Here is an 893-nt window from a genome sequence, read left to right on the forward strand (position 1 = left end):
TCGTGACTGCGTGCCTTTTGAAGAATGAGCCTGCGAGTTTGCGGTGTGTTGCGAGGTTAACCCGGGTGGGGAAGCCGTAGCGAAAGCGAGTCCGAATAGGGCGTTTTAGTAGCACGCTCAAGACCCGAAGCGGAGTGATCTAGCCATGGGCAGGTTGAAGCGGCTGTAAGAGGTCGTGGAGGACCGAACCCACCAGGGTTGAAAACCTGGGGGATGACCTGTGGTTAGGGGTGAAAGGCCAATCAAACTCCGTGATAGCTGGTTCTCCCCGAAATGCATTTAGGTGCAGCGTCGTGTGTTTCTTGCCGGAGGTAGAGCACTGGATAGGCGATGGGCCCTACCGGGTTACTGACCTTAGCCAAACTCCGAATGCCGGTAAGTGAGAGCGCGGCAGTGAGACTGTGGGGGATAAGCTCCATGGTCGAGAGGGAAACAGCCCAGAGCATCGACTAAGGCCCCTAAGCGTACGCTAAGTGGGAAAGGATGTGGAGTCGCACAGACAACCAGGAGGTTGGCTTAGAAGCAGCCACCCTTGAAAGAGTGCGTAATAGCTCACTGGTCTAGTGATTCCGCGCCGACAATGTAGCGGGGCTCAAGCGTACCGCCGAAGTCGTGTCATTGCAGCAATACGGCCAACGCCGGCTGTGATGGGTAGGGGAGCGTCGTGTGCCGGGTGAAGCAGCCGCGGAAGCGAGTTGTGGACGGTTCACGAGTGAGAATGCAGGCATGAGTAGCGATACAAACGTGAGAAACGTTTGCGCCGATTGACTAAGGGTTCCTGGGTCAAGCTGATCTGCCCAGGGTAAGTCGGGACCTAAGGCGAGGCCGACAGGCGTAGTCGATGGATAACCGGTTGATATTCCGGTACCCGCTGTGAAGCGTCAAACATCGAA

Annotated in this window: 2 other annotated features. The window is 56.6% G+C overall.

What is annotated here, in order from left to right:
* Positions 1-2: 2 nt before the first annotated feature.
* Positions 3-726 (forward strand) — a sequence feature (23S ribosomal RNA rRNA prediction is too short).
* Positions 727-768: 42 nt separating this feature from the next.
* Positions 769-891: a sequence feature (23S ribosomal RNA rRNA prediction is too short), on the forward strand.
* Positions 892-893: the final 2 nt, after the last annotated feature.

The sequence above is a fragment of the Streptomyces sp. CS113 genome, from assembly GCF_002188365.1.
GTDB lineage: Bacteria > Actinomycetota > Actinomycetes > Streptomycetales > Streptomycetaceae > Streptomyces > Streptomyces tendae.